Source organism: Pseudomonas sp. TUM25319 (genome assembly GCF_056388475.1).
On the sequence record NZ_CM150751.1, the window covers coordinates 3,861,169 to 3,885,661 of the forward strand.

20 protein-coding genes and 1 pseudogene are annotated in these 24,493 nt (G+C 65.1%); 15 read left to right on the top strand and 6 right to left on the bottom strand.

Annotated elements, in window-relative coordinates; all coding sequences use genetic code 11:
- Positions 1–3: 3 nt before the first annotated feature.
- Positions 4–411 (top strand): annotated as a pseudogene (locus tag AC05QJ_RS17945) (methyl-accepting chemotaxis protein); the annotation flags it as partial.
- A gap of 3 nt (positions 412–414) precedes the next feature.
- On the opposite strand, the gene AC05QJ_RS17950 reads toward AC05QJ_RS17945, so the two are convergent.
- The gene (locus tag AC05QJ_RS17950) at positions 415–1,323 is read right to left on the bottom strand and encodes a LysR family transcriptional regulator (protein ID WP_476742635.1); all 909 of its coding nucleotides are present in this window, start codon (positions 1,321–1,323) and stop codon (positions 415–417) included.
- 119 nt (positions 1,324–1,442) lie between these two features.
- Between AC05QJ_RS17950 and AC05QJ_RS17955 the strand changes: the two genes are divergently transcribed.
- From AC05QJ_RS17955 to cprA, 7 genes are all read left to right on the top strand, one after another.
- Complete coding sequence (locus tag AC05QJ_RS17955; RefSeq protein WP_476742636.1) at positions 1,443–2,681, top strand: MFS transporter; 1,239 nt, start codon at positions 1,443–1,445, stop codon at positions 2,679–2,681.
- A 30-nt stretch (positions 2,682–2,711) separates the two neighbouring features.
- Complete coding sequence (locus AC05QJ_RS17960; RefSeq protein WP_476747960.1) at positions 2,712–3,929, top strand: MFS transporter; 1,218 nt, start codon at positions 2,712–2,714, stop codon at positions 3,927–3,929.
- A gap of 118 nt (positions 3,930–4,047) precedes the next feature.
- The gene (locus tag AC05QJ_RS17965) at positions 4,048–5,856 is read left to right on the top strand and encodes an ABC transporter ATP-binding protein/permease (RefSeq protein WP_476742637.1); all 1,809 of its coding nucleotides are present in this window, start codon (positions 4,048–4,050) and stop codon (positions 5,854–5,856) included.
- 189 nt (positions 5,857–6,045) lie between these two features.
- Positions 6,046–7,296, top strand: coding sequence for a uroporphyrinogen-III synthase (locus tag AC05QJ_RS17970; RefSeq protein WP_476742638.1), 1,251 nt, complete (start codon positions 6,046–6,048; stop codon positions 7,294–7,296).
- Positions 7,293–8,033: a glycosyltransferase family 32 protein gene (locus AC05QJ_RS17975; RefSeq protein ID WP_476742639.1), complete on the top strand. Its 741-nt coding sequence runs from the start codon at positions 7,293–7,295 to the stop codon at positions 8,031–8,033. The genes AC05QJ_RS17970 and AC05QJ_RS17975 overlap by 4 nt, the downstream gene beginning before the upstream one ends.
- 15 nt (positions 8,034–8,048) lie before the next feature.
- Positions 8,049–9,014: a polysaccharide pyruvyl transferase family protein gene (locus AC05QJ_RS17980; RefSeq protein WP_476742640.1), complete on the top strand. Its 966-nt coding sequence runs from the start codon at positions 8,049–8,051 to the stop codon at positions 9,012–9,014.
- A 370-nt stretch (positions 9,015–9,384) separates the two neighbouring features.
- Entirely contained in the window at positions 9,385–10,515 is a 1,131-nt protein-coding gene (cprA, locus tag AC05QJ_RS17985) for a cationic peptide resistance protein CprA (RefSeq protein WP_476742641.1), read from the top strand.
- Between the two features lie 36 nt (positions 10,516–10,551).
- On the opposite strand, the gene AC05QJ_RS17990 is transcribed toward cprA, so the two are convergent.
- From AC05QJ_RS17990 to AC05QJ_RS18005, 4 genes are all read right to left on the bottom strand, one after another.
- Positions 10,552–11,943, bottom strand: a complete 1,392-nt coding sequence (locus AC05QJ_RS17990; protein ID WP_476742642.1) for a diguanylate cyclase — start codon at positions 11,941–11,943, stop codon at positions 10,552–10,554.
- A gap of 158 nt (positions 11,944–12,101) precedes the next feature.
- Positions 12,102–12,614 carry a hypothetical protein gene (locus AC05QJ_RS17995; protein WP_476742643.1) on the bottom strand — a complete coding sequence of 171 codons (513 nt, stop codon included), beginning with the start codon at positions 12,612–12,614 and terminating at the stop codon, positions 12,102–12,104.
- Positions 12,615–12,631: 17 nt separating this feature from the next.
- On the bottom strand, positions 12,632–13,318 hold the full coding sequence (locus AC05QJ_RS18000) for an alginate lyase family protein (protein WP_476742644.1): 687 nt from the start codon (positions 13,316–13,318) through the stop codon (positions 12,632–12,634).
- A 102-nt stretch (positions 13,319–13,420) separates the two neighbouring features.
- Positions 13,421–14,620: an MFS transporter gene (locus tag AC05QJ_RS18005; RefSeq protein ID WP_476742645.1), complete on the bottom strand. Its 1,200-nt coding sequence runs from the start codon at positions 14,618–14,620 to the stop codon at positions 13,421–13,423.
- Positions 14,621–14,823: 203 nt separating this feature from the next.
- Here AC05QJ_RS18005 and AC05QJ_RS18010 point away from each other — a divergent pair, with 203 nt between their 5' ends.
- Positions 14,824–15,744 carry a LysR family transcriptional regulator gene (locus AC05QJ_RS18010; RefSeq protein WP_476742646.1) on the top strand — a complete coding sequence of 307 codons (921 nt, stop codon included), beginning with the start codon at positions 14,824–14,826 and terminating at the stop codon, positions 15,742–15,744.
- Positions 15,745–15,755: 11 nt separating this feature from the next.
- On the opposite strand, the gene AC05QJ_RS18015 is transcribed toward AC05QJ_RS18010, so the two are convergent.
- Entirely contained in the window at positions 15,756–16,676 is a 921-nt protein-coding gene (locus AC05QJ_RS18015; RefSeq protein WP_476742647.1) for a LysR family transcriptional regulator, read from the bottom strand.
- Positions 16,677–16,788: 112 nt separating this feature from the next.
- Here AC05QJ_RS18015 and araD1 point away from each other — a divergent pair, with 112 nt between their 5' ends.
- The 6 genes from araD1 (at position 16,789) to AC05QJ_RS18045 (ending at position 24,392) form a co-directional block, all read left to right on the top strand.
- The gene (gene araD1, locus AC05QJ_RS18020) at positions 16,789–17,787 is read left to right on the top strand and encodes an AraD1 family protein (protein ID WP_476742648.1); all 999 of its coding nucleotides are present in this window, start codon (positions 16,789–16,791) and stop codon (positions 17,785–17,787) included.
- A 75-nt stretch (positions 17,788–17,862) separates the two neighbouring features.
- Complete coding sequence (locus AC05QJ_RS18025) at positions 17,863–19,182, top strand: MFS transporter (protein WP_476742649.1); 1,320 nt, start codon at positions 17,863–17,865, stop codon at positions 19,180–19,182.
- A 28-nt stretch (positions 19,183–19,210) separates the two neighbouring features.
- Positions 19,211–20,764, top strand: coding sequence for a UxaA family hydrolase (locus AC05QJ_RS18030; RefSeq protein ID WP_476742650.1), 1,554 nt, complete (start codon positions 19,211–19,213; stop codon positions 20,762–20,764).
- Positions 20,765–20,794: 30 nt separating this feature from the next.
- Positions 20,795–22,360, top strand: coding sequence for an aldehyde dehydrogenase (NADP(+)) (locus AC05QJ_RS18035; protein ID WP_476742651.1), 1,566 nt, complete (start codon positions 20,795–20,797; stop codon positions 22,358–22,360).
- Between the two features lie 116 nt (positions 22,361–22,476).
- Complete coding sequence (locus tag AC05QJ_RS18040; protein ID WP_476742652.1) at positions 22,477–23,385, top strand: LysR substrate-binding domain-containing protein; 909 nt, start codon at positions 22,477–22,479, stop codon at positions 23,383–23,385.
- Between the two features lie 113 nt (positions 23,386–23,498).
- Positions 23,499–24,392 (top strand): LysR family transcriptional regulator, encoded by an 894-nt coding sequence (locus AC05QJ_RS18045; RefSeq protein ID WP_476742653.1) that lies wholly within the window; start codon positions 23,499–23,501, stop codon positions 24,390–24,392.
- The last annotated feature ends 101 nt before the right edge of the window (positions 24,393–24,493 follow it).

Consider the following 24,493-nt stretch of genomic DNA (forward strand, 5'->3'; position numbering starts at 1 on the left):
TTTAAAAGTGCCGAGATCGACCAGGCGGCTACCGCCGTCAACCAGATGACCGCCGCTGTCGAGGAAGTTGCCAGCAATGCCGTGAGCCTCCCAGGGTGCCGACAGGACCACCACGACGGCCGCGATCAGGTCCGGAAAGCCCTGGCTGCGCTGCGGCAACTGGTATTCGCCGGCGATGCCCTGGAAGTGATCGCACAGGCCATCGCCGCGATCAACGAACGCAACCTGGTCATCGCCAGTGCGTCCGAGGAGCAGGCGCAGGTGGCGCGGGAAGTGGACCGCAACCTGGTGAACATCCGTGACCTGGCCACCCAGACCTCGGCCGGTGCCCACCAGACCAGCGCTGCAGCACAGGACCTGTCCCGCCTGGCCTTGAGCCTCAATGGCATGGTCGCCCGCTTCAGGCTCTGAGCTTCAACCGTCCCGGCGCTCTGCCGGGGCGGGAAACACCCGGGCGCACAGATAATCGACAAATGCCCGTACCTTGGGCGAGGCGTGCTTGCTCGCCGGCCACAGTACATGAAACACCCCGGTGCGCTCGGCGTAGTCCTCCAGCACCGGCACCAGGCTGCCAGCGGCAAGCTGCTCGCGGATGGCGAAATCCGGCAGGTAGGCAATGCCCAATTCCCGCAGGACGAAGCACACCCGGGTCTCGATGTTGTTGCAGATCATCGAGGTCGGCACTTGCAGTTCCTCAGCCCCGGCAGTCTGGCGCAGCGCCCAGTGTTCCAGCTTGCCGCTGTTGGGAAAGCGGTAGTGCAGGCAGGTGTGGTGCAGCAGGTCCTCGGGTACCTGCGGCGTTCCGTGTCGGGCCAGGTAGCCAGGCGCCGCGACCGGCAACGAGCGAAAGGTTCCCAGCCGGCGGGCGGTCAGGCGCGAGTCGCCTGGCTCGCCGGTACGCACCACGGCGTCGAAGCCTTCCTCGATCACGTCCACCAGGCGGTCACTGAAGTCCAGGTCCAGTTCGATCTCGGGATACTCGGCCATGAAGTCGCCGAGCACCGGCAGCATCAGCGGACTCACCAGTGGCAGGCTCACCCGCAGGCGTCCGCGTGGCGCAGCACTGGCCTGGGAAAGCTCCAGTTCGGCGGCTTCGATCTCGGACAGGATGCGCCGGCTGCGCTCCAGGAACAGCGTGCCCTCGGCGGTCAGCGTGACGCTGCGGGTGCTGCGGTGAAACAGCCGCACGCCCAGCCGCTCCTCCAGCCGCGCCACGCTCTTGCCGACCGCCGAAGCCGACACCCCGAGCAAGCGCCCGGCGGCGACGAAACTGCGGGTTTCCGCGACCTGGACGAACACCGCAAAACCATTCAAAAGATCCATTGCCTGCCTCGATTGCGGACATAACTGTCCGTATAGCGCGGAACTCTACGCGTCTTTTTCTTCAATCGCAGGTTTTCTATCGTCACGGCCTGACTTATCGAGCCAAGGACGTTGTCGCCATGAACACTACTGAAAACCCCCGCCTGCCGGTTGCCGCGCTGCTCGCCCTGGCACTGGCGGGTTTCGTGACCATTCTCACCGAGGCGCTGCCGGCAGGCCTGCTGCCTCGCATCAGCGCAGACCTGAAGATCTCCGAAGCGCTGGCCGGGCAACTGGTCACGGTGTATGCCGCAGGTTCCTTGCTGGCAGCGATACCGCTGATTGCCCTCACCCGCCGCGCCCGGCGCCGGCCTTTGTTGCTGACGGCCATCGCGGGCTTTCTGGTGGCCAATACCGTCACCGCCTGGTCCGACAGTTACGGCCTGACGATGGTGGCGCGCTTTGTGGCGGGCATGTCCGCTGGCTTGCTCTGGGCCTTGGTCGCTGGTTACGCCGCGCGCATGGTGGCCGAGCACCAGAAAGGCCGGGCCATCGCCATCGCCATGGTCGGCGCGCCACTGGCGATGGCCCTTGGCATTCCTGCCGGCACCGCACTGGGCAACCTGGTGGGCTGGCGGATGTGCTTCGGCATCATGAGTGTCCTGGCCGTGGCACTGATGCTGTGGGTGCGCCTCGGCGTTCCGGACTTCCCCGGCCAACCGGCACAGCGTCAGCGCTCACTGGCCCAGGTGTTCACGACTGCGGGCGTGCGCCCGGTGCTGCTCGTGGTGCTGGGCTTCGTGCTGGCGCACAACATTCTCTACACCTACATCGCGCCTTACCTCGCCGCAGCGGCCATGGCCGAACGGACCGATCTGATCTTGCTGGTGTTCGGCACCACCTCGCTGCTGGGAATCTGGATCACCGGCGTGCTGATCGATCGCCACCTGCGCGCCCTCACCCTGCTCAGCACCCTGCTGTTCGGCGCGGCGGCGCTGGTGCTCGGCATCGCGGGCACAGTGCCGGTGATGGTCTACGCGGCAGTGGCCGCCTGGGGGCTGGCCTTCGGCGGTGTGCCCACGCTGCTCCAGACCAGCCTCGCCAACACGGCGGGTGATGCGGCCGATGTCGCCCAGTCAATGCTGGTGACCGCCTGGAACCTGGCGATTGCCGGCGGCGGAATGCTGGGTGGCCTGTTGCTGGATCGCTATGGCGTGGTCTCGTTCCCGCCTGCGTTGCTGCTGTTGCTGAGCTTCACCCTGGCGGTGGTGTGGCTCGCCCGCCAGCATGGTTTCCCGGCAATCCGGCCGGATACATACGATCAGGTCGATCTTCACTCCGGCGATTTCGCACCTGGGCTTTCGAAAAGCCGTGATTAGATGGCCGTCCTTCCCATCACGGAGAACACGATGTCCTCGGTATCCGCTGCAGGCGCACCATCAGCGCCTGGGTTGTTCGGCACCTTTTGCCTGAGCAGTTACCTGCTTTCGCTGTCCTACGGCACCACCTTCCTGCTGGCCAGAACGCTCGCTGCCCATGGCGGCAGCGAGTCGGATGCCGGTTCGGTGATCTCGGTCGCCATGCTCAGCACCTTTCTGGCAGTGCTCGTCTCCGGGCACCTGACAGACCTGATAGGCGCACCCCGGGCCATCGCCGCCGGCGCGGTGTTTCTGGCGGCGGCCTGCCTCGGCTTTGCTCTGGCCCCGGGTGCCGGCCTGGCAATGCTGGTGTTCGGTTTGCTGCTGGGCTTTGGCTGGGGCGTGTTCTACACCCTGGGGCCGATCATCGTGGCGATGATCATCGAGCCGGCGCGGCGGGTCCGTTATTTCGCCTTGCTGTCCGGCAGCATGATGAGCGGCATCGGCACCGGGCCGCTGACAGGACGCCTGGCGGAAGCGCTGGGTTATCCGGTGGAGGCGGCATTCGTCGTCGCCGCACTGGCGAGTGTGCTGGGCGGCGCGCTGTTCTTGCTGATGGCGCCAGCCATTCGCGGGCAACAAGCGAACCTTGGGCCTGTGACGGTCTGCCGGATCACCACTGAGGCGGCGCGTTCGGTGCTGGGCTCCAGGGCGGCGTTCGCGATCCTCATGGTCGGCCTCGGCGGCGCGATCTTCGGCGGACTGTCCAGCTTCCAGACCTCCTACGCGACATTAAAAGATCTTGATTACTCATTGTTTTTCATAGGATTCATGTCGGCAGCCATCTCCTGTCGCCTGCTGATCGCCGGCTTTATCGTCAAGCGCGATCCCTATCCCATGGCCTGCCTGCTGACCGCCCTGATGGTGGTGTCGGTTCTGATGTTCATCTTCGTGGTCGACAGCCCCACCACCTACCTGCTGGCCGCCATCGTGCTGGGCGTCGGCTATGGGCTGACCTACTCGGTGATCAATGGGCTGGCTGCGAACGAAGCGCCCACCGGCCTCACTGCGCAATCACTGCTGCTGTTCAGCCTCGCCTACTTCATCGGGGTCTTCGGCTTCCCGCTGCTCGCGGGCAAGATCATCGTACAGGCCGGTATTCCCACCCTCCTCGATCTGCTGCTGGCGATCGCCGTGGCGAACTGGGCGATTCCCTTTGGGCGGTTGGTCTGGCGCAGCCGGCGTCGTCAGTCCACGGCGACTGGCTGACAGGCAAGCGTGGAGTACATCCGTACTCCGCGCTTGCCGCGCCTCATTAAAGATCCTTCATCCACGCCCTGGCGCGGCTCATCTAGGCTCAGCACAAACCCCGCCTGGAACCCCGCCCATGGAAATGGATTGGCATCAAGCCGTGCAGGAAAGCCTGCGCTGGCTCGCCGTAGCCGCCGTACTCACCTTCGCCGCCCTCGCGGTTTGCGCCACCCTGGTGGTGCGTTTCAGTCGCTGGGGCCGACAGTTCTGGCAAATCGCCGGGCCCTGGCTCAGCCCCAAACGCAGCTGGCGGCCCTTGCTGGTGTTCAGCCTGCTGCTATTGCTGACGCTGTTTTCCGTGCGCCTGAACGTGCTTTTTTCCTTTTGGTACAACGGCTTCTACAGCGCTTTGCAAGGACTGGATGAGAAAGCGTTCTGGTACCTGTTAGGGGTTTTCGCAGTGCTGGCGACCATCCATGTACTGCGCGCCCTGTTCACCGACTACGTGACCCAGGCCTTCAGCATCCACTGGCGCACGGCCCTGACCGAACGCCTGACCCGCGACTGGACCGACGGCGATGCCTACTACCGTGGCCAGTTCCTGGACAAACCGGTGGACAACCCGGACCAGCGCATCGAGCTGGATGTGAATGCCTTCGTCACCGGTTCGGTAACCCTTACCCTCGGCGCAGTCAGCGCGGTGGTGTCGCTGGTAGCGTTCACCGCGATTCTGTGGGGGCTGTCGGCGCCGTTGACCGTCGCCGGCGTCGAGGTGCCGCGCGCCATGGTATTCGCCGTGTACCTCTACGTGCTGGTCGCCACCTGGATAGCCTTCAAGCTGGGCAAGCCGCTGATCCGGCTCAACTTCCTCAACCAGAAATACACCGCCGATTTCCGTTACGCGCTGATGAGGTTGCGGGAGTACGCGGAAAACGTGGCGTTCTACCAGGGCGCCGCCATCGAACGAAACACCTTGCTGGGGCGTTTCGCCACGTTGATCGGCAATGTCTGGGCGCTGGTGTTTCGCGGCCTGAAATTCGATGGTTTCAACCTGTCAGTGAGCCAGGTGGCGGTGGTGTTCCCCTTCATTCTCCAGGCGCCGCGCTTTTTCAGCGGGGCGATCAAACTCGGCGATGTCATGCAGACCTCGCAGGCGTTCGGCCAGGTGCAGGACTCACTGTCGTTCTTCCGCTCCTCCTACGATGCCTTCGCTCAATACCGGGCGACACTGGATCGTCTGACCGGCTTTCTCGATGCCAATCAACAGGCGCGGGAGCTGCCCCATGTGCTGCGCATCCCCCGGGCCGACGCCCTGGAGGTTCGTGCCTTGCGAGTCATGCGCCCCGATGGCGGGCTTCTGCTCGACGGCTTCGACCTGAGCCTTGCCCGCGGCGATTCGCTGCTGATCAAAGGCCCCTCGGGTTGCGGCAAGACCACCCTGCTGCGCGCAATGGCCGGACTCTGGCCCTATGCCGAGGGCGAAGTGCGCTGTCCCGGTGGCCACGCGGCACTGTTTCTGTCGCAGCGGCCTTACCTGCCGCTCGGCTCGCTGCGGACCGCCGTCGCCTATCCGGCAGTGAGCACGCCGAGCGACGACGATCGCCTGGCCCAGGCGCTGCGCCAGGTCAGCCTTACGCACCTGGCCGACAGGCTGGACCACAGCGAAGACTGGACGCGGATCCTGTCCATCGGCGAACAGCAACGGCTGGCCTTTGCCCGCGTGCTGTTCAACCGGCCACAGGTCGTTTTCCTCGACGAGTCCACCTCGGCCATGGACGAAGGCCTCGAGCACGCGCTGTACACATTGCTGCGGGAACGCCTGGGAGAGAGCATTCTGGTCAGCGTCGGGCATCGCTCCACGCTGTCGGGGCTGCACACTCACCATCTGCAACTGGATGGCACCGGTGTCTGGACGCTGGCCGAACTCGAGGAACCCGCGCTCTAGCATGCGAGCCTTACATGCCAGGGGCAGAGAAAGACGGTATTTCCAACGCTAATCTCGAAAATGAAAAACGGATGGCCACGGAATCCTATCGGCAGGCTTCGAATTTACTTAAACCTTACTTTGCACTGACAGAATCGAAGTCCGGGCGCTGATAACCTGTTCTGGTCAATAGCAAGCTAAGCACTTTCGATGAACCATCCAACCCCAGGTCTCTGGCAAGTACGCGCCCGCCAACTCGATGCCTACCGCTGGGCACTCTGGCGCGAGAAACACGGCGTGATCGGTGCGACCGCAAGATTCCTGCGTGATGCCACCCTCGACTTCAAGCACGGCCTGTTCGCGCGCCTGCGGGCAGCCAATGCTCCCCACAGCGCCGCCGACCGGATCCTGGTGCTTCACGGTTCACCGAAGTTACTCGCACAGCGGCGCAAGAACGGCCTGATCCAGGCGCTGCGCGAACGTGGCCACGACGTGGTCGAGGCCGCCATCGAGCCTCTGGACGTGGCCGTCCGCCAGAAACTGCTGTATCGCCCTGCGGCCAGGGTGCCGCTGCGCTACTACGCCCACGCCGCCTACGCCGAGTGGCTGGCCCGTCATCATGGTCCGGGGCTGGTGCTGAGCGAACGTCACGGCAGCCTGGTGACGCCGTTCCTGCGGCTTGCACTGAATGCCCAGAACAAGCGTCTGGCACAGCTGGCCCATGCCACCACGGTCGAACGCTCACGGCGCCTGAGCATGACCGATTACGACTACTACCTGCTGTTCGGGCAAAGCTCGCTGGCGGCCCTGCAACGCCGCACGCTGCGTTTCGGTACCACGCAGGCCATCCTCACCGGCTCCTACCTGGTCGATCAGCGCTACGACATGCCCCCGGCCGCCAACGACCCGCGCGTGCTGGTACTGGGCGTGGGGCCCGACAGGGAGAAACGTCCTGGCTACCAACGCACCTATGCACTCATCCGCGACTGGGCGGCCCGCCACCCACACATTCCGGTCGCGTTCAAGCCGCATCCGAGAAGTCTGATGGCGTTCTGGCAGAAGGCCGCGCAAGACCACCCCAACATCCAGTTGCTGCCGCCCGAGCTGTTCCTCGCCGACGCGCTCGCCCAGAGCTCCGTGGTCCTGAGCATCATGTCCAATGCCGCCCTCGAGGCCAGCGTGGCCAGTCGCCCGGTGATCTACGTCAACGCCAGCGACGATCCGGACGATCTGGAACAGAGCCGCTTCTTCGGCCAGTGCGTGAACACTCCCGAGATGCTCGACGAGCGCCTGGAATGGCTGCATCAGCATTACGACCAGGCGCTGGGCAACACCCACGCCTTCGCCGAGTACCACCTCGCCTATGGCGTTCACGGCCAACTGCAGACCGCCGACGTCATCGACCGCCTGATCCACGGCCGTCCGCTGCAGACCACCCGACTCGAAGGAACCCTGGGATGATCGCCAAACGCATTCACTACTGCTGGTTCGGCGGCAAGCCGCTGCCGTTGCTGGCGCGCCGCTGCCTGGCCTCGTGGGCGTACCACCTGCCGGACTACGAGCTGGTGCGCTGGGACGAAAGCAACGTCGATGTCTACGCCCAAACCTTCACGGCCGCTGCGTACAACGCCAGGCGCTATGCCTTCGTCGCGGATTTCGTGCGCATGCAGGTGCTGCATCGCGAAGGCGGCATCTATCTGGACACAGATGTCGAAGTCCTGGGCTCCTTCGACGCCATCCTCGACAACGATTTCTTCATCGGCCTGGAATGGGACGACCGCTTCGGCACCTCGGTGATCGGCGCGACGCCTGGCCACTGGCTGCCCAACGCCATGCTCGGCTACTACAACCGCGAGCGCTTCGACGAGTCGCGGCTGTCCAGCCTGGTCAATGTCAACGAAGTCAGCCGGCTGCTGCTTGCCAAAGGCTTCGCCGGCGTCGAGCAGGAACAGCGAATCGGCTGGGACCGGGTGTTTCCCGTGGGGGTGTTCGCTGACCCACACCACCAGGCCGGCGCCAATGCCCGGCCGCTGGCGCGGCATCTGTACGCCGGAAGCTGGCGCAGCCGCGCCCACAAGAGCGCGCTGAGCCAGACCTGGCGCGCCCTGCGCAAGGCACCGGAAAACCTTGGCCATCACCTGCAATTGTGTCGTTACGCGGTGGGCACGCGGTTCAGGCAGAGCCTCGACAGTCATTGATCAGGGAGTGATGCAGTGAAAGCGGTTTTTGCAGCAGGCAGCGCCAACGTTGGCGACGAACTGAACGAATGGATCTGGCCGGCGCTGCTCGGTGACATCCAGCGCGACGGCGTGGTGGTGTTGGGCATCGGCACCTTGTTGAACGAACCCTTCTGCCGCCGGGTGGCGGAGGCTCGAAGGATTCTGGTGATGGGTACCGGCGCAGGCTACGGCACACCGCCGCGGCTCGACAAGCGCTGGAGCGTCCATGCCGTGCGTGGCCTGCGCAGTGCACAGGCGCTGGGGCTCGACCCAGACCGGGCCGTGGCAGACTCCGCCTACCTGCTGGCCAGTCTTGACTGGGCCTCCCTGCGCCAGCCAGGCGGCGAGGTGGTGGTCGTGCCTCACCATCGCTCGCTGCGCTATGTCGATTGGGAGCAGGTCTGCGCGCGGGCTGGGGCACGCTTTCTCTCGCCGCTGCTGCCCGCGGGGGAGTTCATGAGCGCACTGGCCGGGGCACGCCTGGTCCTGACCGAAGCGATGCACGGCGCGATCCTGGCCGACATCGTCAGGGTGCCGTGGCAGGGCTTCGCCTTTGGCGGCCAGTTCAACCGTGACAAATGGCTGGACTGGACGGAGATGTTCGGCCTGGCCCCACACATCCACGTCCTCCCCGGTTTCTACGACCCCCAGCGTTTCAGCGACGGCCGGCCCCTGCGCTATCACCTGGGCAAGGTGCTCAAGGTGCACCTGAGCCGCATCGGCCTGGGCCGGGAGAAATGGAAACGCATGACCCTGCCGTCGTTCCGCGTGGACGCGGCAGGCGCCCGTCTGGCCGGTCAGCTCCGGCAATTGGCGCAGTCGCCGGGGATGCTCAGCAGCGAGACGGTCCTTGCCGAGCGTGTCGATCGGCTTTACGAGCGGATCGACCAGTTGCGCGCAGAGCTGGATGCCGCGCCCGCTCCTCGCCTCACGGGAGATCCGCTGCATTTTCTTCGGTAATGCCACACAGGAGTACATCCGTACTCCTGCCGTCATTCCGCTGACAAGGTGCACGCCGCATGACGGAGCCGCTGTCATAAAACGGTTATTAAGATTGTTTCATCGGATCAGCCCTTTTCGTTAATTGAAACGGCGCAGTGCAGCCGTAACAATCACCCGCCGCCCGTTCCCGGGCAGAACGCCACAGGCCACGCGGCCTGCGGCTTTGCGCCGCCCCTGAAGCCGCCACCCTTGAAGCTGGAGTTTTCGAGGCGAGCCCGCTCGTGCCGCAAAAAAGTCCGATCAATCTTCCATCCAGGTCAATCCGCGTACCCGGGCCGCTCCAGGGGTGCCCCGAAACCGCGATGACCGCTCATCACAGGGTGAACCCATGACTTCGAGTATTGCGCCAGAACGTATCCTGCTGACGGGCGCGACCGGTTTCCTCGGCGGCGCCGTGGCCGCCCGCCTGATCGCCGACGGACAAGGCGCGAACCTGTCGTTCCTGGTTCGTGCCGAGCGCCGCGAACAGGGGCTCGACCGCCTGCGCGCCAACCTGCGCGACCATGATGTCGGCGAAACCGCGTGCCTGGCCTTGAATCCGGACCAGATCATCTGCGGCGACTTTCTCGACACCGCCTGGCTGCCACGGGAGTCGCTGCGCCTGATGCAGATCGACCGTGTCATCAACTGCGCCGCTGTTGCGTCTTTTTCGAAAAACCCGACCATCTGGCCAGTCAATGTCGACGGCACCTTCGCCTTCGCCGAAGTGATGAGCCGCTCCAAGCGCCTGAAGCGTTTCCTCCATGTCGGCACGGCCATGTGTTGCGGACCGCAGCAGGAATCGCCGATCAGCGAGTCCTGGGCGTTCCCGCGGGCCGAAGAGCAGTTGGTGGACTACACCGCCTCCAAGGCGGAAATCGAACGTCGTCTGAGCGAGGAACTGCCGGGCTTGCCGCTGGTGGTAGCGCGCCCCTCCATCGTGGTGGGCCACCGCACCCTCGGCTGCCAGGCCTCCGGCAGTATTTTCTGGGTGTTCCGCATGGGCTTCGCGCTGGAGAGCTTCACCTGTGGCCTCGATGAACAGATTGATGTGATCCCGGCGGACTACTGCGCCGAAGCGCTGATCGGCCTGACCCTCAAACCGCAGCTCGGCCACGACCTGTATCACATCTCCGCCGGCCATCAGGCCGCGTGCACCTTCGCCGAAATCGACCAGGCGTTCGCCCTGGCCAATGGTGCTGCGCCTGTGGGCGAACGCTACCGCAAGATTGGCGTGGAAAACCTCAAGGAACTGGCGGGCGACTTCGAGTCGCGTATCGGCCCGGCCAACCCGCGCCTGGTGCTGCGCGCCTTGCGCCTGTACAGCGGCTTCGCCGACCTGAACTACCTGTTCGATAACAGCCGCCTGATCAGCGAAGGGATCGCGCTGCCGCCGCGCTTCACCGACTACCTGGACGTCTGCGTGCGCTCCTCCAGCGGCGTGAGCATCGCGACGCAGATGCGAGCCGACTTCAAGTGACCGGCCTGCCGGGCCCCACGGCCCGGCGTGCTGCCCTCAATCGGCGCCGGCCAGGTCCTCGAACGACACCACCCGGTTGCGCCCGTCCTGCTTGGCCTGGTACATGGCCTGGTCGGCCTGGCGCAGCAGGTGCTGGTAGTCCGGGTGGCCGTCGTAGGTCGCCACACCGATGCTCACCGTGACCTGATGGCGCTTGCCATCGGTGAGGCCGAGCTTCTCTTCGGCGATCTTGCGCCGCAGTTTTTCCGCCACCTTCACCGCGTTGGCGTGGTTGATGTCCACCAGGATCATCAGGAATTCCTCGCCGCCCATGCGGAACACATAGTCCCCCGCCCGGCTGTGGCTGCTGAGAATCTCGGCGGTCTGCTGCAGGATCAGGTCACCCGCGTCATGACCGAAGTTGTCGTTGATCGCCTTGAAATGGTCGATATCGATGGCCAGCACCGCGAAGCGCTGACCGTTCTTCTGCGCGATGGTGATTTCGTTGCCGATCACCACTGGCAGGAATTTGCGGTTGAGCATGCGGGTCAGCACGTCACGACCGCTTTCCAGTTCGTTGGCGGTGTTGAACAGGCTGTCGAGGTTGAACATCAGGCTCTTGGTCTGGTCGCGAATTTCCCGCAGCAGGCGCATGCGCGATGCCTCAGCGTCGCCTGCGGCGAGAAAGTTCGGCAGCAGCACCTCGTCCATGTTGCGGATGATCTTGAGGATCTGCTCGGTCTCGCTGGTGTTCTGGAAGGCATAGGCGCCCTTGTGGCGGAACCACAGGCCGAAGTCCGAGGCGGCAAGGCGCGGCAGGTTGCCGCCGCCGGCGCCCATCACCAGGTCGAACATCAGGCTGTTTTCCCAATCGAGCAGCGCCCCGCGTTGGCGCTCGCGTTCGGTGGTGATGTTCTGCAGCACCGAAAACAGCCGGTAACCCTCCTCGTTGCGCGAGTTGCGGTCGTGGGAGCGGGAATAGGCGTGGCTCATGATCTCCATGGCCAGGTCCATGGTTTCGCTGGACAGGTGCAAGGCCTGGGCACGGGCTTCCACGGGCCAGTCCTGGCGGACGATCAGCTGGAACAACTGTTTCTTGAGGTTCCGTGCACCGCTGAGCACCAGGTGCAGGGGCACGTCGATACGCGCGTGGACCTCGCCCACCTGCTTCTGCAGCGCCACCAGCGGCAGGAAGTCGTCCTGCGCCGCGGCCGAATAGACCTTCACCAGCCAGGCCTGCATCGAGCTGCCCAGACGGCTTTTGACTTCTTCGTGAGAGAGGATCAGCGAGGCGTTGGGATCCGCCAGCATGTGTTCGTAGAAGCGGGCAGCCAGGCTGGCCTTGTTGCTTTCGACCAGGGTCTTCAACGACTCGGTCAGCGCGCCGGGGAACTGCGCGACCATGTGGTGCCATTCCCTGGCCTGGATTTCTGGAGCGACGCTGGGCATGTGGGGCCTTATTTCAGTTCAGCGAAAAGCACGATGCCTCCACTCTGAAGTGGAGGCATCCAGCACCTGGGGAGCCGGACGGCGGCTCGCCAGCAGTGCATTCTACGCGCTCGAGGCGATGCAGGTGCGAGAAGTGGCGCATCACCGTTGCTCGCGTACTACTGATCGCCAGTCTGCGCGTGGGTCAGGGTTTCCCACAGATAGTGGAAATAACCGGTGGTGGGGCGGGTTCCGGCTAAAAAGGCCGCGGTTTCAGGAAGGCTGTTTTTCTCCCTGAGCACATAGTGGTTGAAACCGACTTCGAAGGTACCCTTGGTGTTGGAGATGAATATCGGCGAGCCCTCGGGATACTCCGCGCAGAGCGCCGCTGTAATGCTTTTGTTCTGATAGGCACTGTGCAACTCCATGGCTTTCATCAATCGCTCCGCCGTCAGTGTCGACGGGTCGCCATAGAGATCGATACCTTGCAAGCGCGCAGTCTCTGCGGCATTGATGATCGCCGCGAGTCCGTAGGCGGTGTGCGCGAAGTCCCTGCAACTTTCCTGGGTCAGGCCCTCGACATAAGCGACTGGCTTGTGCCAGCGGGCCTGGGTCTGGCTATCGCTGCGTACGCACCAGAAGGCATCCCGGGGCCGTTGCCCGTCCGCCGCCAGATAGATATAGGCCGGCACCAGGCTCTTCCACTTTTTCAATGCTTCATCAAACAGCTCAGCGACTCGTTGTAGACGGCCACGTTCATCAGCCCCTCCACCGCACTGGCATGCCAGTTCAGGTTATTGCAGGACTGCCCCGAAGAGGCTTCGAACATGGTGTTCATGGCCGGTACGAACTGTGAGGTCAGCATCTCGCCGAAGCGGTCCTGGTCCTGTTGACTCCAGCCGGGATAAGTGGACTTCAATAACTCGCCCGCGCGGGTGAACATCTCCGCACTCCATGACGCCTGCAACGGACCATTGGAATTGATGTGTCCTCCCGTCAATGTCGACGACCACGCGTTGAGAATCTTCTCGACGTTTTCCGCATAGGTGATGTCGTCGGTCAGAATCCACAGCAGTGCCTGGGTATAGGCGGCCTGCGAGTCGCGGATCTCATCATCACAGCCATGGTTTGGATTGGAGTAGGAACCGCACTCCACCGTCGACCACGGATGGGGTGTGTAGTCTTTCGCGGCCAGAGGGCTTGGCAATACGTGCTCGAACGCTTCTTTCCACGGGGATTCATGCAAATGATCTTTGATGAACTGCAATTGCGTCAGTCCGACAAAGACGCCCGGATGGCTGAAGGTGGGTAACTGATCGGTGGCACCGACGGGTTTTCTGATGTCGCCATCGATCAGAACGATGACGGCGACGCAGATCAGGATACGTTTGAGCATATCTCCTCCAGCATGTATCAAGGCGGGGATCTACTGCATCCGTAGTCTGGGTATAGCAAAGTCGAAATGCTTTATCTAATCAGTGACCGGCTCACACCGCACTCAATGGCGCCGCCCGCGCAGCAGGAACAACACCGTCGCCAGACCCGGAACCAGCGCTGCGAAACCGGCAAACGAGGCCCAGCCGAAGGTTTCGTACAGCGGGCTGGCCAGCAGCGAGCCGAAACCGCCGCCCACAAAGATGCTGGTCATGTACACCGCATTCAGCCGCGCACGGCTATGGGGATCGAGGGCGTAGACCTCGCGCTGGCCGAGGACCATGTTCAGTTGCACGGCAAAGTCGAGCACGATCGCCGTGACCACCATCCACCACCAGCCCGCCCCCGGCAATGCGCCCACCAGCAGGGCCAGCGGCGCCAGCAGCAAGGCCACCAGGGTGCCACGCTGACCATGCCCGGCATCGGCCAGGCGACCGGCGATCGGCGCGGCAATGGCCCCCACGGCACCGACCAGGGCGAACAGCGCGACGCCGTTCTGGCTGAACCCGTGCTGACGGATCAGCTCGATCGGCGCGATGGTCCAGAACGCGCTGAAACTGGCGAACAGCAAGCCCTGGTACAGCGAGCGTTCACGCAGGACAGCGTACCGACGTGCCAGGGTGAACACCGAGCCGATCAGCGCCGGGTAGCTGACCCGGTGGGACGGCAGGCGGCTTGGCAGCAGCCACTGCATCACCAGTGCCATCACCACCATCAATCCGGCAGCGCCGTAGAACACGCTGCGCCAGCCAAAGGCTTCGGCCAGGGTGCTGGACAGCGGCCGCGACAACAGGATCCCCAGCAGCAAGCCGCTCATGATATTGCCCACCACCCGGCCACGGGAGGCTTCCGGCGCCATGTGCGCCGCCAGCGGCACCAGGATCTGCACAGCCACCGAGGTCAGGCCGATGAGCAGCGCGCAGAGCAGGAACAGCGACGGCGTCTGGCTCAGCGCGGCTGCGGCCAGACACACCGCAGCCGCCAGGGTGAAGCCCACCAGCAGGCGACGGTTCTCCAGCAGGTCCGCCAGGGGCACGAGAAACAGCAGGCCCACCGCATAGCCAAACTGGGTCAGGGACACGATCAGGCTGGCATGGTGGGTCGACAGCCCGATGGCCGGTGCGATCAGTTCAACAATGGGCTGGGCGTAATACAGGTTGGCGACCACGGCGCCACAGCAGAACGCCAGGAACACCACCAGCGCCGCCGACAGCGTCGGGGCCGTGCTGGCAGGTGTGGCCGTGGTGGAAGGACTTGAAGACATGCGACACCTCATCAGGGTGAGTCGGAGGAAGGACGCCAGCGTACGGCGGGACGCTGAACCACGGAATCCGTCGTCCGGGCAAAAGGCCGTTGCGTTTTGCGCAACGCCGCGATGGCGCTCGTGGCAGGCAATATCCTTGACTGCGCGGAATGGGCCGGCAGAAGATCGACAACTTTCGTTGCACCAGACGCAATAGGTGACTCATGGACAGTTTTGCAGCACTCGGCGCCTTCGTCGCCACCGTGGACGGCGGCGGATTTGCCGCAGCCGGCCGGCAGATGGGCGTGGCGACCTCGTCGGTCACGCGCCAGGTGGATGCCCTTGAGCACGCCCTGGGAACCCGCCTGCTCAATCGCTCGACCCGCGGCGTGACCCTCACCACCGTCGGCGAAACCTACTACGAACACGCTGTGCGCCTGCTGGCCGACCTGGAAAGCGCCAACCTCGAGGCCAGCGAAGCCCAGGGGGCGCCCCGAGGCCAGCTGCGAGTCAGCCTGCCGGTAGCCTTCGGCCAGTTGCATGTGTCGCCCGCCCTGCCCGCCTTCCTCGCCCGCTACCCCGATATCAGCCTCGACCTGCTGCTGTCCGATGATGTGGTGGACCTGGCCGAGCAGCGCCTGGACCTCGCCATCCGCCTTGGCCATGTCGAGACCCCCGACGTCGTGGCCCGCCGGCTCGCGCCCCATCACCGTGTGCTCTGCGCCAGCCCCGAGTACCTGCGGTGCCACGGCGAGCCGCAAACCCCCGCCGATCTGGCGCAGCACGCCTGCCTGAGCTTCGCCTACAGCCGCAGCGCGCCGCTCTGGCACTTCACCGGCCGCAGCGAGGAAAGTGTGCGGGTCAGCGGTCCGATGCGGGCCAACAACTCGCTGGTACTGCGGGATGCGGCGCTGAGTGGCATGGGCGTGTTGCTGATTGCCGACTGGCTGGTGGGCCGGGATATCGAGGCCGGGCGCTTGCAGATCGTGCTGCCGGAATGGCGCGCCCACGTAAACAACGAAGAAAGTGGCGTATACGCCGTCTACCTGCCCAACCGGCGCAACTCGAAGAAGGTGCGGGCGTTCGTCGAATTCCTCGCGGAGTATCTTGGGGATCCGCCGTATTGGAGCCGTTCGGCCAGGTAGGCGCGGCCAAGTCAGTGGTTCATCAGGATATCGACCAACACCTGCGCCGGCCCGCTCAGTTCCACTCCGCGCCGGGTCACCACCTCGTAAGGCTCGCTGCGCGACAACAATTGCAGCGGCAACTTCACCAGCATCCCGTGTTCCACCGCCACCTTCGCCACGTCCCAGGGCATCACCGCCAGCAGCCCCGGGTCCTGGCGCAGCAACGACAAGGTGGTGAAGGTCGACGAGGTCTCGATCGGGTACTGCGGGAAATTCAGCCCCGCCTGGCGAAACTCCCGCTCCAGGGTCAGGCGCATCGGCATGTTGACCGGGAACACCACCCAGCGCGACTCCGCCAGTTGCGCCAGCTCCAGATGCGCGCTGGCCGCCAGCGGGTGGGCCGGATTGGCCACCAGCACCAGTTGCTCCTGATGCTTGACCCGGCTGTCGTAAGCATCCGGGCGCCGGCTGACGCTGGTGCGGCAGATCACCAGATCCAGCCGGCCCTGGTCGAGCAGGCTGAGCAGGCGGTCGCTGGTGTCCTCGACTACCGTCACCGACAGGTCCGGCTGGTTCTCCCGCAACTGCGCCAGGCCCTCCACCAGCATCGGCACCGCGCCCATGATGGTGCCCACCGACAAACGCCCGCCATGGCCCTGAAGAATCCCCAGCATCTCTTCGCGCAGGTGCGCCAGATCGGTGTTGATCAACCGTGCGTAACGCACCACGCAGCGGCCCAGGTCATTGGCTTCGAGGCCCTTGCTGGTGCGTTCGAACAGCACCGCGCCAAGGGTCGATTCGATTTCGTTGAGGGCCTTGGTCGCCCCCGGCTGGGTGATGGACATGGCCTCGGCGGCCTTGTGGATCGAGCCCAGCTCGTCGAGGCTGATCAGCAGGCGCAACTGGCGCAGACGCAGGCGCGAAGCCATGGAACTCAGGGATGGCAGCATAGGGGATCACTAAAAGTTATCACGGGGTAAACAGCTCTCATTAGGCAGCATCGCCCCGGAAAATTAAAGTGGCCCCCAGACGATCCTCCAACAAGAACGAAACGGAGCCTCCATGCGCCTGATCCAATTCGAGACCGCTCAAGCCCGACGCCATGTCGGCGTGGTCGAAGGCGACCTGATCCAGGTCGTGCGCGACACCACCCACATGCGTGAACTGGCCCTGGCCGCCATTGGCAATCAGCGCAGCCTGAGCGCCGAGGTGCTGGTCCGCGGGCTGAGCGACACTACTGAAAGTTATTCCCTGGCCCTGGCCGAATGCCGCGTGCTGCCGCCGCTGGACCACGAAGACCCGGCCCATTGCCTGATCAGCGGCACCGGGCTGACTCACCTGGGCAGCGCCTCGACCCGCGACAAGATGCACCAGCAGAAGATCGATGACACCGCCGCCCTGACCGACACCGCGCGGATGTTCCAGTGGGGCATCGATGGCGGCCGTCCCGCCCCCGGCAGTGTCGGCGCGCAGCCGGAGTGGTTCTACAAGGGCGACGGTTCCACCGTGGTGCGTCCGGGACAGCCGTTCCAGAGCCCTTCCTTCGCCGAGGACGCCGGTGAGGAGCCCGAACTGGCCGGCCTCTACGTGATCGGCGATGATGGCCAGCCGTACCGCCTGGGCTTCGCCATCGGCAACGAATTCTCCGACCATGTGATGGAACGCCGCAGCTACCTGTACCTGGCCCATTCCAAGCTGCGCAACTGCTCCTACGGCCCGGAACTGCGGGTGGGCGAACTGCCCCGCCACCTGGAAGGCACCAGCCGCATCCGTCGTGGCGACGGCGTATTGTGGGAAAAGCCGTTTCTCAGTGGCGAAGACAACATGTGCCACTCCCTGGAGAACCTGGAGTATCACCACTTCAAATACCCGCAGTTCCTTCGCCCCGGCGACGTGCACATTCACTTCTTCGGCACCGCGACCCTGTCGTTCGCTGACCAGATCAAGGCAGGCCCCGGCGATGTGTTCGAGATCGACCTGGCGGAATTCGGCGCACCGCTGCGCAACGGCATTGCCCGTGCCGCCGAACCGCTGCAACCGGGAGCCGTGAAACCGCTCTGACCCGGCTCCCGACCCGAGCCCGGCGCAAGGAGGCGCCCACCGGCATTTCATAACAAACATAAGAGTGAGATGAGCATGAAGAACAGCCCCTATCCGGCGGCCCCCGCGCCCGCCCTGGCTTCTGCCGACAGCGCCCGTCCGACCACCGTCCGCTGGCGCATTTTCCTGATCCTGCTGTTGCTGGCCGCCATCAACTACATCGACCGCGCTTCGCTGTCGGTGGCCCTGCCGCTGATCTCCAGCGAATTCGAACTGACCCCGGCCCTGGAAGGGCTGATCCTCAGCGCCTTCTTCTGGTCCTACGCGCTGATGCAGATCCCCAGCGGCATGCTGCTGGACCGTTTCCAGGTGCGCAACATCGTCGGCGTCGCCACCGTCGGCTGGGGTGCCTTCCAGGCCCTTGGTGGTTTCGCCCACAACTGGATCACCCTGCTGATCACCCGCGTCGGCCTGGGCGTGGCCGAATCACCGATCATGCCGGCCGGCGCCAAGCTCAACGGCGCCTGGCTGACTCCCAACGAACGGGGTCGCGGCGCGACCCTGGTGGACGGCGGCGCACCACTGGGCACGGCCTTCGGCGCCATCATCATCGCCGGCCTGATCACCTGGTTCGACTCCTGGCGCATCGCCTTCTTCATCGCCGGTGTCGGCACCGTGCTGGTGGGCATCTGGGCCTGGTGGTACATCCGCAACCACCCCAGTGAACACCCGCAGGTCAACAAAGCCGAGCTGGACTACATCACCCAGGCCAACGACGCCGCCAGCAAGCACAACGGCAACCGCAAGGCAGTGCTCAAGGAACTGCTCAAGAGCCGTTCGGTGCTGTGCATGTTCGCCGGCTACGCCTGCTACAACAGCGTGTTCTACGGCCTGCTGACCTGGATGCCGAGCTACCTGCACCAGGCCCACAACCTCGACATCAAGGCCATGGGCGGCGCCACCTTCCTGATCTTCATGTGCGGTTTCGTTGGCGAGCTGGTGGGCGGCTGGGTCGCCGACAAGTGGAAAACCAACGGCGGCCAGCCCAATACCGTGATGCGCAGCATGTTTGCCGGCTCCGCCGCCGTGGCCGCGTTGTGCATCCTGCTGGTGGCCTACACCCCGGATGCGGCACAGGTCATCGCCCTGCTCTGCGTCGCCCTGTTCTTCATCCGCTGGTGCGGCATGTACTGGTGCCTGCCGGCCATCCTCGGTGGCAAGTCCAAGGCCGGCGTACTGGGCGGCAGCATGAACTTCTGCGGCAACATGGTGGGCGTGGTGGTGCCGATCCTGATCGGTCTGATCGTGCAGTTCACCGGCTCCTACTTCCTGGCCCTGATCTTCTTCGTGGTCATGGCCTTCGGCCTGATGCTGTTCTCGGGCCTGATCGACTATCGCGAGCGCGGGCTGGCCTGAGCCCCGCTGCACTTTTGAGGTAACCGTCATGCAGCTCATTACAAGAACAGGCAGCCAAAGCGCTGCCCTCGCCGTGATCCGACTCAACCCGCTGGACGATGTGCTGATCGCCCGCCAGCCGCTGACCGAAGGCCTCGAGCTGGAGGAAGGCATCCGCGTGCTGGCGGCGATCCCTGCCGGGCACAAAGTGGCCGCCCGCGCGATTGCGAGCGGCCAGCCCGTCCGCCGCTATGGCCAGATCATCGGCTTTGCCAGCCAGGCCATCGCCGCCGGCGAGCATGTCCACGTACACAACCTGGCCATGGGCGATTTTGCCCGCGACTACGCCTTCAGCGTCGATGCCAAGGGCGTCACCGCGCCCACCGGCGACAGCTTCATGGGTATCGTCCGCGGCGATGGCCGGGTCGCCACCCGCAACTACATCGGCATCCTCACCTCGGTGAACTGCTCGGCCACCGTGGCCCGGGCCATCGCCGACCATTTCCGTCGCGACATTCACCCCGAGGCCCTGGCGCCCTACCCCAATGTCGACGGTGTGGTGGCGCTGACCCACGGCGTCGGCTGTGCCGTGGACCCGGGCGGCGAAGCCCTGGCCATGCTGCAACGCACCCTGGGCGGTTATGCGGTGCACGCCAACTTCCACTCGGTGCTGATGATCGGCCTGGGCTGCGAGACCAACCAGATCCCCGACCTGCTGGCCGCCCAGGGCCTGGAAAGCTGCAACACCCTGCGCACCTTCACCATCCAGGGCACCGGCGGCACCTCCAAGACCATCGCCAGCGGCATCGCCCAGGTCAAATCGCTGCTGGCCGAGGCCAACGACATACAGCGCGAGCCGGTCAGCGTGCGCCACCTCACCGTGGGCCTGCAGTGCGGCGGTTCCGACGGCTACTCGGGCATCACCGCCAACCCGGCGCTGGGCAATGCGGTAGACCGCCTGGTGGCTGCCGGCGGCACCGCGATCCTCTCGGAAACCCCGGAAATCTATGGTGCCGAGCACCTACTGACGCGCCGTGCGGTCAGCCGGCAGGTGGGGGAAAAGCTCATCGCCCGGATTCAGTGGTGGGAAGCCTACTGCGCCCGCATGGGCGCCGAACTGAACAACAACCCCTCCGCCGGCAACAAGGCCGGTGGCCTGACCACCATCCTGGAGAAATCCCTCGGCGCTGTGGCCAAGGCCGGCTCCAGCGACCTGGTGGACGTCTACGAGTACGCCGAACCGGTGCGCGCCCACGGCCTGGTGTTCATGGACACCCCCGGCTACGACCCGATCTCCGCCACCGGCCAGGTCGCCGGCGGTGCCAACCTGATCGCCTTCACCACCGGCCGCGGCTCGGCCTACGGCTGCGCGCCTTCGCCGTCGATCAAGCTGGCCACCAACACGCGCCTCTGGGAAACCCAGGAAGAAGACATGGACGTGAACTGCGGCGGCATTGCCGACGGCAGCATGACCATCGAGGAGCGCGGCGAGCATATCTACCGGCTGATGCTGCGCATTGCCTCGGGCGAGCGCAGCAAGAGCGAGCAGCACGGCTACGGCCAGAACGAATTCGTGCCGTGGCAGATCGGCGCCATCACCTGATTTTCCGTTCCACCTGATCTGGAGTCCCCAATGATCCTCGGACACAACTACATCGGCGGCCAGCGCTCGGCCCAGGGCGAAACCCGCCTGCAGAGCCTCGACGCCAGCACCGGCGAGCCGCTGCCGCACCTGTTCGTGCAGGCCACCGAGGCGGAAGTGGATGCTGCGGCAAAGGCAGCCGCCGCCGCATTCCCGGGCTACCGCAACCTGAGCGCCGAGCAACGCGCCAGCTTCCTTGACGCCATCGCCGACGAACTGGACGCCCTGGGCGATGACTTCGTCGCCACCGTTTGCCGCGAGACCGCCCTGCCCGCCGGCCGCATCCAGGGCGAGCGCGGCCGTACCAGCGGCCAGATGCGCCTGTTCGCCAGAGCGCTGCGCCGCGGCGACTTCTACGGGGCGCGCATCGACCACGCGCAACCCGAGCGCCAGCCGCTGCCGCGTCCGGACCTGCGCCAGTACCGCATCGGTGTCGGTCCGGTGGCGGTGTTCGGCGCCAGCAATTTCCCGCTGGCCTTCTCCACCGCCGGCGGCGACACCGCCTCGGCACTGGCCGCCGGATGCCCGGTGGTGTTCAAGGCCCACAGCGGCCACATGGCCACCGCCGAGTGGGTGGCCGATGCCATCCTGCGCGCTGCCGAACGCACCGGCATGCCGGCGGGCGTGTTCAACATGATTTATGGCGGCGGTGTCGGCGAATGGCTGGTCAAGCACCCGGCGATCCAGGCCGTGGGCTTCACCGGTTCGCTCAAGGGCGGCAATGCCCTGTGCCGTCTGGCTGCCGAACGCCCCCAGCCGATCCCGGTGTTCGCCGAGATGTCCAGCATCAACCCGGTGATCCTGCTGCCCGAAGCGCTCAACGTCCGTGGCGAGGCCATTGCCCGGGAACTCAGCGCCTCGGTGACCCTGGGTTGCGGCCAGTTCTGCACCAACCCCGGCCTGATCCTCGGCCTGCGCTCGCCCCAATTCAGCGCCTTCCTCGAACAGTTCAAGGCGCAGATGGCCGAGCAGCCGGCGCAGACCATGCTCAACGCCGGCACCCTGGCCAGCTACCGCAAGGGCCTGGCGCACCTGCACGAGCATCCGGGCATCCGCCACCTGGCCGGCGCCACGCAAGCCGGACAACAAGCGCAACCGCAACTGTTCCAGGCCGATATCAGCCTGCTGCTCAATGGCGACGAACTGCTGCAGGAAGAAGTCTTCGGCCCGGCGACCCTGGTGATCGAGGTCGAAGACCAGAACCAGCTGGGCGCTGCCATCCAGGCCCTGCGCGGCCAGTTGACCGCCACCCTGATTGGCGAACAGGCGGAACTGCGCGCCTTTGCCTGGCTGGGCGAACTGCTTCAGGAAAAGGTCGGCCGGGTGCTGCTCAACGGCTATCCGACCGGTGTCGAAGTGTGCGATGCGATGGTTCATGGCGGCCCGTACCCGGCCACCTCGGATGCTCGCGGCACTTCAGTCGGCACCCTGGCCATCGACCGTTTCCTGCGGCCGGTGTGCTTCCAGAACTACCCTGACGAACTGCTGCCGGCGGCGCTGCGGGAGGCCAATCCGCTGGGGATATCGCGGCTGGTGGATGGCGAATACCGCCGCTAGGGCCTGAATGACCTCATCGCCGGCAGAATCAAAACAAGTGCCAGACAAACCCACCCTTCAAAATCCCGCCTCAACCCTTTACCGTGCGCCAATCCTTCCAGCGAGACCGCGCCCCCATGGAGCACAAAGCCCTCCGCGACGCCTTCACCGGCCTGCCTGTTTTCTTCGCCGTCGCCCGCGAAGGCAGTTTCACCCGCGCCGCCGCGAGCCTGGGCCTGTCGCAGACCGCGGTCAGCCACGCGGTCCGCGCCCTGGAGCGACGCCTGGGCGCTCAACTGCTGTCGCGCAATTCCCGCTCGGTTACCCTCACCGAAGCCGGCGAGCAACTGCTGCGCAACGTAGCGCCACAGATGCAGGCCATCGACAGCGAGCTGGAAGCGCTCAACGACTTGCGTGACAGCCCCGCCGGCACCCTGCGCATCAGCGCCTCGGACCACGCGGTCAGCGACGTGCTGATGGCCAGGCTGCGCACCTTCCTGCCCCGGCACCCGCAGATCAAGGTTGAGCTGAGCACCGACAACGGCTTCGTCGATATCGTCGCCGAGCGTTTCGACGCCGGCGTGCGCATGGGCGAATCCCTGGCTCAGGACATGATCGCCGTGCGCATCGGTCCCGACGCGCCGTTCAGCATCGCCGCCAGCCCCGCGTACCTGGAGCGCCACGGCACGCCCGCCGCACCGCAAGACCTGCTCCGGCACAACTGCATCAACATCCGCCTGCCCAGCCGGGGCAACCTGTGGGCCTGGGAATTCGAGAAAGACGGTCACCCGCTCAACCTCAAGGTGGATGGCCAACTGGTGTTCAACAACGGCTTCGACTGCGTGGACGCCGCCGTCGCCGGGCTCGGCGTGTGCTACATGCCGGAGGGGATGGTGACGCCCCATGTCCGCAGCGGTGCGCTGGTGCAACTGCTGCAGGACTGGTGCCCGGTCTGGCCGGGGCTGCACCTGTATTACCCGAGCCGCCGCCAGCCGTCCCGGGCCATGGCATTGCTGATCGCGGCCTTGCGCTATCCACCAGCTTGAGCTTGGATTTATCAGTCTGGTGCATGGGTTCATGCGCCCTGTGCGGGTTAATGAGATGAAAGCCGCGTTCTAGACTGCCCGCCTTCGTCATCGCAGCCAAAGAAGGCGCCACCATGGCCAAAGAACCCTACAGCGACCTGCTGGCCCTGATCGCCATCGCCCGCGAGCGCAGCTTCACCCGCGCCGCCGCCCAACTGGGCATGTCACAGTCGATGCTCAGCCATGTCATCCGCGCCATGGAGGCACGGCTGGGCGTACGCCTGCTGACCCGCACCACCCGCAGCGTCTCGGTCACCGAGGCCGGCGAGCGGCTGATCGCCTCGGTCGGGCCACGGCTGCAAGCCATCGAGGCGCAATTGCACGCGGTCGCCGAGTTCGGCGACTTTGCCAGCGGCACCCTGCGCATAACCGCCAGCGATCACGCCATCGACACCCTGCTGTGGCCAAAGCTGGCGCCGCTGCTGGCCCGACACCCACGTCTGAACCTGGAATTGCACAACGACTACGGCTTCGTCGATATCGTCCAGGGTCGCTTCGATTTCGGCGTGCGCCTGGGCGACGGTCTCGCCCGCGACATCCGCGCCATTCCCATTGGCGAGGCGTTCGGCATGGCGATCGTGGGCGCACCCGATTACTTCGCCGACCGCGAAATGCCTCGCTCTGCCAATGAGCTGACCGCTCATGACTGCATCAACCTGCGCCTGCCCACCCACGGCAACCTATACGCCTGGGAACTGCAACAGGACGGCCAGCCCCTCAGCGTGAAGGTCGGCGGCCGCCTGGTGTTCAACGGCATCTACCAGGTGCTCAACGCAGCCCTTGCCGGCCATGGCCTGGCCTATGTGCCGGAAGACCTCGCCCGCCCGCACATCGCCGCCGGCCGGGTGCTTGCGGTGCTTGAAAATTGCTGGCGGCGCTTTCCCGGCTACCACCTGTACTACGCCGCCCAGCGCGATCCGTCGCTGGCGATGCAGGTAGTGATCGACGCCCTGCGCCTGCCGGACTGATTTATCAATCCTGTCGCTAGGTTCATGCAATGGACGCGGGGAATGCCCGTGCTAGCGTTTTGGGTTTGGGCCACGCCGAAGCGTGGCGCCTGCCTATAAGA